This is a genomic window from Micromonospora sp. NPDC002296 (assembly GCF_040296145.1).
In the GTDB taxonomy this organism is placed as follows: Bacteria; Actinomycetota; Actinomycetes; order Mycobacteriales; family Micromonosporaceae; genus Micromonospora.
On sequence record NZ_JBEOWQ010000033.1, the window covers coordinates 59,571 to 67,701 of the forward strand.

The 8,131-nt window shown below is 74.7% G+C and carries 8 protein-coding genes; 5 read left to right on the forward strand and 3 right to left on the reverse strand.

Annotated elements, in window-relative coordinates; translation table 11 throughout:
• Positions 1–62: 62 nt before the first annotated feature.
• On the forward strand, positions 63–785 hold the full coding sequence (locus ABT023_RS22200; RefSeq protein WP_350888297.1) for a VOC family protein: 723 nt from the start codon (positions 63–65) through the stop codon (positions 783–785).
• Between the two features lie 117 nt (positions 786–902).
• Positions 903–1,520 carry a class I SAM-dependent methyltransferase gene (locus tag ABT023_RS22205; protein WP_350888298.1) on the forward strand — a complete coding sequence of 206 codons (618 nt, stop codon included), beginning with the start codon at positions 903–905 and terminating at the stop codon, positions 1,518–1,520.
• 163 nt (positions 1,521–1,683) lie between these two features.
• On the opposite strand, the gene eccB is transcribed toward ABT023_RS22205, so the two are convergent.
• The 3 genes from eccB to ABT023_RS22220 all read right to left on the reverse strand — a co-directional run bounded on the left by eccB (position 1,684) and on the right by ABT023_RS22220 (position 5,879).
• A complete protein-coding gene (eccB, locus tag ABT023_RS22210; protein WP_350888299.1) occupies positions 1,684–3,063 on the reverse strand; it encodes a type VII secretion protein EccB in 1,380 nt (459 codons plus the stop codon).
• Between the two features lie 106 nt (positions 3,064–3,169).
• Positions 3,170–5,512, reverse strand: a complete 2,343-nt coding sequence (locus ABT023_RS22215) for a lysylphosphatidylglycerol synthase domain-containing protein (protein ID WP_350888300.1) — start codon at positions 5,510–5,512, stop codon at positions 3,170–3,172.
• Positions 5,513–5,603: 91 nt separating this feature from the next.
• Entirely contained in the window at positions 5,604–5,879 is a 276-nt protein-coding gene (locus ABT023_RS22220) for a hypothetical protein (RefSeq protein ID WP_350888301.1), read from the reverse strand.
• A 364-nt stretch (positions 5,880–6,243) separates the two neighbouring features.
• On the opposite strand from ABT023_RS22220, the gene ABT023_RS22225 reads away from it, so the two are divergent.
• The 3 genes from ABT023_RS22225 to ABT023_RS22235 are packed head-to-tail and all read left to right on the forward strand — an operon-like array spanning position 6,244 to position 7,985.
• Positions 6,244–7,011, forward strand: a complete 768-nt coding sequence (locus ABT023_RS22225; RefSeq protein ID WP_350888302.1) for a DUF5753 domain-containing protein — start codon at positions 6,244–6,246, stop codon at positions 7,009–7,011.
• Positions 7,002–7,193 carry a DUF397 domain-containing protein gene (locus ABT023_RS22230; RefSeq protein ID WP_350888303.1) on the forward strand — a complete coding sequence of 64 codons (192 nt, stop codon included), beginning with the start codon at positions 7,002–7,004 and terminating at the stop codon, positions 7,191–7,193. Before ABT023_RS22225 ends, ABT023_RS22230 begins: the two co-directional genes overlap by 10 nt.
• A 51-nt stretch (positions 7,194–7,244) precedes the next feature.
• A complete protein-coding gene (locus ABT023_RS22235; RefSeq protein WP_350888304.1) occupies positions 7,245–7,985 on the forward strand; it encodes a class I SAM-dependent DNA methyltransferase in 741 nt (246 codons plus the stop codon).
• Positions 7,986–8,131: the final 146 nt, after the last annotated feature.

Below are 8,131 nucleotides of genomic sequence, written 5' to 3' on the forward strand. Positions count from 1 at the left end.
TTCGACCGGCTGGTGGCGTCCTGTCGACAGCGGTCAGCCAGTGGATCGGAGATGACAGCGGGATGACCTGTCAACTGTTCGCCATCAGCTTCGCCGCGAGCCGGCCTTCGCGTCTCGCGCAGTTCTGGTCCGGGGTCCTGGGCTGGGACATGGCCGATGATCCCCACGACGGTGTCGCGCTCCTGCCCAGTGACGACACCGGGTTCCGAATCCGCTTCCTCCCGGCCCAGCGGGGGAAGGACGGCCAGAACCCGATGCACTTCGATCTGACGAGTGCGTCCCCGGAGGACCAGCGGCAGACGGTGACCAGGGCGCTGGGGCTGGGGGCACAGCACATCGACATCGGCCAGCTCCCGGAGGAAGGGCACGTGGTGCTCGCCGACCCCGAGGGCAACGAGTTCTGTGTCATCGAGCCGGGCAACAACTTCCTTGCCGACTGCGGATTCATCGGAGCGCTGGCCTGCGACGGCTCGCAGGAGGTCGGTTACTTCTGGAGCGAGGCGCTGGGGTGGCCGCTGGTCTGGGACCAGGACCAGGAGACCGCGATCCGCTCACCGCTCGGCGGCCCGAAGATCACGTGGGGTGGTCCACCGCTGATGCCGAGGACGGGCAGGCAGCGACTGCACTTCGACCTGGCCCCACCTGCCGACGGTGATCAGCAGGTAGAGGTCGACCGTCTGCTCTCCCTCGGGGCGACTCGGATCGACGTCGGCCAGGGCGAGGTCAGCCGGGTGGCGATGGCCGACCCCGATGGCAACGAGTTCTGTGTGTTGACGCCCCGGTAGCGCGGCCAGGGGCCGGAACCCGGGCCGCCCGGCTCTCCCCCAGCGCCGACGGTGACCTTCCGCGCAGCTCCCCGGGTGGCCACCCGGGCCACCACTGACCCCGGCTAGCGTGGAGGCATGGCCAACCCGACCCGCTGGACGACCGACACCGGCCCCGAGCACTCGCAGTGGTACATCGACCGCTTCCGTCGGCTGGCGGCCGAGGGCGCCGACCTGGCCGGGGAGGCCCGGCTGCTCGACGCGCTGGTCCCGCCGGGCTCCCGGATCCTGGACGCCGGCTGCGGCACCGGGCGGGTCGGCGCGGCGCTGCACGCCCGCGGTCACACGGTGGTGGGCGTGGACGCCGACCCGGCGCTGGTCGAGGCCGCCCGCACCGACCACCCCGGCCCGCACTGGCTGGTCGGCGACCTCGCCGAGCTGGACCTGGCGGCGGCCGGCGAGCCGGAGCCGTTCGGCGCGGCCGTGGTGGCCGGCAACGTGATGGCGTTCGTCGCCCCCGGCACCGAGCCGGAGGTGCTCCGCCGGATCGCCGCCCACCTGCACCCGGACGGCGTGGTCGTGGTCGGCTTCGGCACCGACCGGGGCTACCCGCTGGCCGACTTCGACGCCGACGCGGTCGCCGCCGGGCTGCGCCGGGAGCACCGCTTCGCCACCTGGGACCTGCGCCCCTGGCGGGACGATGCCGACTTCGCGGTCACCGTGCTACGCCGCCCCGCCGACCCGACCGTCGGCTGACCCGCCCCGCCCCACCCGTCGGAGCGCTCCCTGCTCCACCGGCCGATCGTTGGTAGGAGCAGGTGGAACCGCTCCACACCGTGTGCCGTCCGAGCCTGGAACGTGGTGACGGGCGGGACCAGGCAAGACGGTCGGACGGAGAGATCACCGACGAGGCCCGCCCTCAGGCGGACGCGGCGACGGCGCGGGCGGCGGCCGGGTCGAGCGGGCTGCCGGCGGGCACCAGGCTGACCAGGCCGGCGGGCAGCCGGACGGGCGTCACGTCCCGGTAGCCGAGCATGCCGAGCACCTCCGGGTCGGCCAGCACGTGCCGCCGGCCGAGGTCGGTGACGACGGAGACCGCGCCCCCGGTGGCCCCCGGCGCGGCGGCCGACTCCACGACCGCGCCGTGCCCCGGCTCGACCACCACGTGGTCGGCGACCGCCGCCGCGCCCACGGTCTGCGGGCTGCCGCTCAGGTCGGGTACGGCCGCGCCGAGCCGCACGTCGCGGGCCTCACCGTCGTCGCCGACCCCGACGCAGAGCGCCCCGCCGTCCGGGGCGGCCAGCCGGGGCGGGCCGGTCGGCGGGGCGGTCGGGCCGGTCGGTACGAGGTCGGGCTGCTTGGGCAGCGCGGCGAACCGGCCGAGGGTCAGCGCCTCCGGCTCGCCCTGACCGGTGCGGGCGAGCAGCAGGTTGGCCTGCAACTCGGTGATCCCGGCGAGGCCGTCGGACAGGGTGACGGCGTACTGTCGTCCACCGCCGGAGTTGCGGATCAGGAAGACGTTGCCGACCGCCGCACCGGAGACCTGGGCCGAGGGCCGCCCGAGGCCGGGCAGCTCCGGCGGGGCGAGGTCGGCCCCGGCCGGAATGCTGTCGATCAGGGCGGACGCGGCCGGCACGGCACGCTGCCGGGTGGCGGCGAGCGCGGCGAGCGACCGGCCGGCGTCCCGCAGCAGGTACCGGCGGGCGTGCCAGACCAGGTGCAGGCCGCCGCCGGGGTGCCGGAGCAGGACCGCGTCGTCGCCCGGGGGCCGACCGCCGACAGCGGCCACCCCGATCAGCACGGCGGAGCGGGGGGTCGCCCGCTCCGCCTCGGTGGTGGCGATTGAGCAGACCGTCCACGGGGCGGTCGACAGGCGGGACCGCTCGGGCAGCGAGTCCGGGGCGTCGGGGATACCCAGCGGCAGGCCGCGCGGCACCCCCTCGATCGAGCGGCGGGCGACCAGCACGGTCTGTGGGCGTTCGGCGCCGATGATCAGCAGCGCGGAGGCGTAGTTGAGCACCGGGTGCAGCTTCTGGTCGCGGTAGACGAAGCGGGCGCCGGACTCCTTCTCCACGATCACCGCGCCGGCGTCGCGCCACTTGCTGCCGCCGCCGGTGAAGAGCCCGTACAGGGCGAAGCCGCCGAGGGCGATCGCGGCGACCAGCGCGCTGGCCAGCCCGGCCCCGGCGAGCCGGCGGAACGGCGACCGCGCCGGGTCCGTCTCCCGCATGACCAGGGCGGCGACCGCCCGCTGGACGGTGAACTGGTACGAGTGCAGCTGGTCCTGCCGCGACGGCATGCGGTCCCCTCCGACGGGTCGGTCGGGGCACAGGATAAACGCTGAGTCGATCCCCCGAAGACCCTCCGTCGCCGACCGAGGTGAGCCGGGCGCGGGCCTCCTGCGGTCACACCAGGCGTCGGTGGGCGAGCACCCGTAGGGCCACGAATCCGGGGACGACGGGCAGCCAGAACGTCGCGAGCCGGTAGATCAGGACCGCGGCGACGGCCGCCTCCACGGTCAGCCCGTAGAGCAGCAGCCCGGACACGAGAGCCGCCTCGGTGGCCCCGAGCCCACCAGGCGTGGGGGCGGCGGAGGCGACGCCCTCGCCGACGACGCACACCAGGATCACCGGGGGCACCAGCGTGAGGTCGACCGGGTGGCCGACGGCGAGCACCGCGAGGTAGAGACTTGCGCCGTAGCAGAGGGTGAGGGCGACTGAGGACACGACCAGCCGGACCAGCCGGTGCTGGCGGGTCAGCGCGCGCAGGGCCGACAGCACCTGACCGGCTGCGGCGCGTCCTTGCCGGCGCAGCCGGGGGACGGCGAGGGCCGCAGCGGCGACCAGCAGCACCGCCACGACGATCAGCAGGATGGGCAGCGCCTTCGCGCTGGCCTCGTGGGTCAGGGTGCGGGCAGGCTGGCGGGCGAAGGGCAGCAGCGCGGGCAGCAGCAGCACGACGGAGACGATGCCCGCGACACGGGACACGGCGACGGCGGTGGCCGCCGCCGCCGTGGGGATCGCCTTCTGGTGCAGGTAACGCAGGCCCAGGGCGGCGCCGCCGACGCTGCCCGGGGCCAGCCGGTTGGCGAACGACGCGGCGACCTGCACGAGGGTCGCCTCCCGTAGCGGGATCCGGTCGGCGACGGAGAGACGCAGCACGACCGCGCTGAGCACATAGGTGGCCACGGAGGCGAGCAGGGTCGCGGCGACGGCCGCCGGGTTCGCGTCGGCCATCAGGTGCAGGGCGGTGCGTACCTGCCCGACCTGGGGAAGGAGGAGGTGTACGAGCAGGCCGAGGACGAGCAGCAGCCCGATGCCGCGGGGAGTGACCCGCACGACCCGGGCCAGTCGGTCGTCGCGGTCCGGGCAGTGCCGCAGGATCTCGCCGCGTACCTGGTCCAGCAGGTCGGGGAACCGGCCCAGCGTGCTCCGTCCCGCCCGGGACAGCACCGGCTTCTGCAGGTACGGCAGGCTGTCGGCGACGTGCCCGACGCCGAACTGCGCGACGGCCGCGTCGACCGCGGCCCGGGGGCTGATCCGACCGGCGAGGGTGACCAGCAGTTCGACGACGTCCCGGGACTGCTGGTCGGCCGAGGCGTCGTCGGCGCCGAAGCCGAAGTCGACGAGGTACGCGGTCCGGCCGCGGACGAGGATGTTGGCCGCGCGCAGGTCGCGGTGCGCGATTCCGGCGCGGTGCAGCAGCGCCACCTGTCGGCAGGCGTCGGCCGCCGCGTCGAGCGGCAGCGGTCCGAGCGTCGCGTCCAGCGAGGGGGCGTCGGTGAACTCCTGCACCAGCAGGGCGTCACCGCGCCCGGTGGTGGCGGTGGTGACGACGGCGGGCACGCGCGCCCCGGCGCGCTGCGCCAGCAGGACCAGATAGGTTTCGTGCTCGTTCTTCTGCTTCGCGGTGGCATATGGTGGCTCGTCCGCCACATGCCGGTAGCGCAGCCGCCGATAGAGCTTGTACGCCCAGTCCGCGTCGCGCTGTTCACCGCCGGTCACCTTCACGAACATCCGGCGGCCGTCGGCGGTGTCCGCCCGCCAGGGCCGTGAACCACGGGCGTCCCCGGTGATCGGTTCCAGCCGGACGGCGTCGATCCCGCGCTGCGCGAGCACCCGGCGCAGCCGCGAGGTGGACTGCTCCGGGCCGACCTCGCCGACGATGAGGCGGGTCAGGCACACCGCCAGCCAGCCGGCCAGGAACCCGCCGACCGCGTCGGCGGGCAGGTGCGCACCGACGTGCACGCGGGCCAGGGCGACCAGGACGATCACCGCCCACAGCGGTCGGCGCCAGCGCGGATCGACGGCGCGGGCGGTGACGATGCAGAGGGCGGAGGCGACCGCGACGTGCCCGGACGGGTAGCCGAACGCTCCGGTGATCGTGTCGTGCGTCCGCACGTCGGCCAGCAGCGCCGCGGGGCGCTGCCGGGCCACCGCGGCCTTGCCCAGCACCGCGAGCCAGTACGCCAGGTTGCCGGCCAGGAGCAGGTCGCGGGCGACCGCGAAGCGCCGCATGAGCGCGGCCACGGCGGCGACGACGAAGACGGCCACGTACGACCCGACCTGCATGACCACGGCCAGCCCGGGAGTCAGCCCGGCCGGCAGGCGGTTGAGCAGGGTGAACAGGTCCCGTTCCCAGCGGGCGACCGGGTGGTGGCGCACCGCCAGGCTCACCGCGACCAGCAGGCCGGTCGAGGTGACCAGGCTGACCAGCAGCGCCGGTGACGGGCGGTGCGTCCGGGCCATCACCAGTCCTCGACTCCGACGGTCGCTCCCCGGAGCCGGCTCCGGGCCTGTGGATCGACCCTACGGCCCGGGTGGGCGCCGGAACGGCCGTTTACCCCGCATGGGGCCGAGGGCGGCGGCGGGGGGACAGCCAGCCGAGGAAGCGAGTGTGCAGCACGCCCGGGGCGGGGCGGGAGCCCAGGCGGTGCATGTCGTCCATCGCCTCGTACATCGACGCGGCCAGGTAGAACGCGAGCGTGATCGAGTGTCCGCGGAACTCGGTGAGCAGGTCGAGCCGGGCCGGGCCGCACGGCCAGGGCGCGGCGCAGGACCGGCACAGCCAGGCGGGACGCATCGGCAGGTGCGGCCGGGGCTGGAAGCGGCTCACCGGCGTCTCCCGTTCACCGGCCGGGCGGCGGAACGGGGGAACGGGCGGCTGCTCCGGCGCGGGCTGCTGCTCCGGCGTCGGCTTCCTGGCCCGGTGTTCCCGGCAGCGTACGCATCCGCAGCGCGGTCCACGGCGCGACCGGCTCCGGCCTCCTCTGTGCAGCATGGCTCCCCCTGTCGTCGGCCCTCGGCTGGAGGCCGCCCCGCGCCGGGTGCGCGGGGCGGCCGACAGGCGCGACCGCCGGGCCCTCGCCTCCACCGGCCGCGCCGTCCTCTGCGAAGAAACCCTGCCGCGCGTGATGACCCAGATACAGGGCGTAAGGGTATGGTCAGCAGACATCCCTGACATCCCCTTGGGAGGGGCCTTGAACGACGCTCTCCGGGCCGCGCTGCACGACACCGGGCACACCACCGACTCGCTCGCCGCAGAGGTCGGCGTCGATCCGAAGACGACCGCGCGATGGCTGCACGAGGAACGCATCCCCCATCCCCGGCACCGCGCGGCGGCGGCGGCCGTCCTCGGGCGCGACATCGGGGACATCTGGGCGGACACATCGAGACGTCGGGAGCCCATCTGGTTCCGGCCGTGGCAGGAGATCGAGCGCGAGGCGGTCTCGCTGCGCTGGTACGAGTCCATGGTGCTGCCCGGCCTGCTCCAGACGGAGGCGTACGCCCGGGCGGTGCTCGGCGGCACCGGCCTGATCGCCCGGGGCGACGTGGAGCGGCACCTGGCCACCCGGCTGGCCCGCCAGGACATCCTGCGCCACGACGACCCGCCGCAGTTCACCGCCGTCGTCGACGAGGCGGTGCTGCGCCGGCCGGTCGGCGGCCCGGCGACCATGCGCGAGCAGTTGCACGCCCTGGTCGCGGCGTGCGCCCACCCGCACGTGCGGGTGCACGTCGTGCCGTCCCGGGTCGGCGCGTACGCCGGGCTGAACGGGCCGTTCGTCATCGCGGCCGGCGCGGACCACCGGCTCGCCGGCTACCTGGACAACCAGATCCAGGGGCAGGTGGTCAGCGACCCGGACGACATCGCGGCGATACTGGGGGCGTGGGAGAACGTGCGCGGCGAGGCGCTGTCCCACTGGCAATCGGTCGAGCTGATCACGGAGGTGGCGCAGACATGGAGCTGACTGGCGCGCGGTGGCGCAAGAGCAGCCGCAGCAGCGGCAACGGCGGAGCCTGCGTCGAGGTGGCCGACAACCTCCCGGGCGTCGTCGGCGTACGCGACAGCAAGGACCCGGCCGGCCCGGCCCTCACCTTTCCCCCGGCGGCCTGGCGCACCTTCGTCGCCCGGGTCGCCGGCCGGAGCTGACCCGCCGGTAATTCCCGGCGTCCCGGGAGGCGGTCGCGGTACGGTCCGTCGATGGACGACGGGGACGGACACTTCGGGGAGCGGGTGGCGGCGAGGTACGACGACCCGTCGGACGAGCGGTTCGACCCGGGCGTGGTGGCCGCCACGGTGGACGTGCTGTCGGAGCTGGCCGGCGGCGGCCGGGCCCTGGAGCTGGGCGTCGGGACGGGACGGATCGCGCTGCCGCTGGCCGGTCGCGGGGTGCCGGTGCACGGCGTCGACCTGTCCCGGGCGATGGTGGCCCGGCTACGCGCCAAGCCCGGCGGCGACGCGGTCGGCGTGACGATGGGCGACTTCGCGACGACCAGGGTGGCCGGGACGTTCTCGCTCGCCTACCTGGTCTACAACACGATCATGAACCTGACCAGCCAGGCGGAGCAGGTGGCCTGCTTCCGTAACGTCGCGGCGCACCTCGGACCCGGGGGACGCTTCGTGATCGAGGTGGAGGTGCCGCCGCTGCGCAAGCTCCCGCCCGGCGAGAACGTCGTGCTGTGGCACACCAGCCCGACCCGGTGGGCGTACGACGTTTTCGACACGGCCACCCAGGCGTGCAGCTCGAACTACGTCAAGGTCGTCGACGGGCGCGGTGAGTTCCGCTCGATTCCGTTCCGGTACGTGTGGCCCGCCGAGCTGGACCTGATGGCCCAGCTCGCCGGGCTACACCTGTGCGACCGCTGGTCGGGATGGGCCCGGGAGCCCTTCACCCACGAGAGCACCGGGCACGTCTCGGTCTGGGAGAAGCCGGCCGGCTGACCGTCGTCGACGACGCGCCGGCCGGCAACGCGGATCCGGGGAGGGTCAGTTCCACCGGTCCTGGTTGAGGAACCGGGCGAAGCCCCGCCACGAGTTCGGCCCCATCGCCCCGTCGATCGGGCCGGTGTAGCCGTAGCCTGCGGCGA

What these genes read in the sequence shown, in the direction of transcription:
- ABT023_RS22200 (WP_350888297.1), top strand. Translation starts at nt 63, where the DNA reads ATGACCTGTCAACTGTTCGCCATCAGCTTCGCCGCGAGCCGGCCTTCG.
- ABT023_RS22205 (WP_350888298.1), top strand. Translation starts at nt 903, where the DNA reads ATGGCCAACCCGACCCGCTGGACGACCGACACCGGCCCCGAGCACTCG.
- eccB (WP_350888299.1), bottom strand. Translation starts at nt 3,063, where the DNA reads ATGCCGTCGCGGCAGGACCAGCTGCACTCGTACCAGTTCACCGTCCAG.
- ABT023_RS22215 (WP_350888300.1), bottom strand. Translation starts at nt 5,512, where the DNA reads ATGGCCCGGACGCACCGCCCGTCACCGGCGCTGCTGGTCAGCCTGGTC.
- ABT023_RS22230 (WP_350888303.1), top strand. Translation starts at nt 7,002, where the DNA reads ATGGAGCTGACTGGCGCGCGGTGGCGCAAGAGCAGCCGCAGCAGCGGC.
- ABT023_RS22235 (WP_350888304.1), top strand. Translation starts at nt 7,245, where the DNA reads ATGGACGACGGGGACGGACACTTCGGGGAGCGGGTGGCGGCGAGGTAC.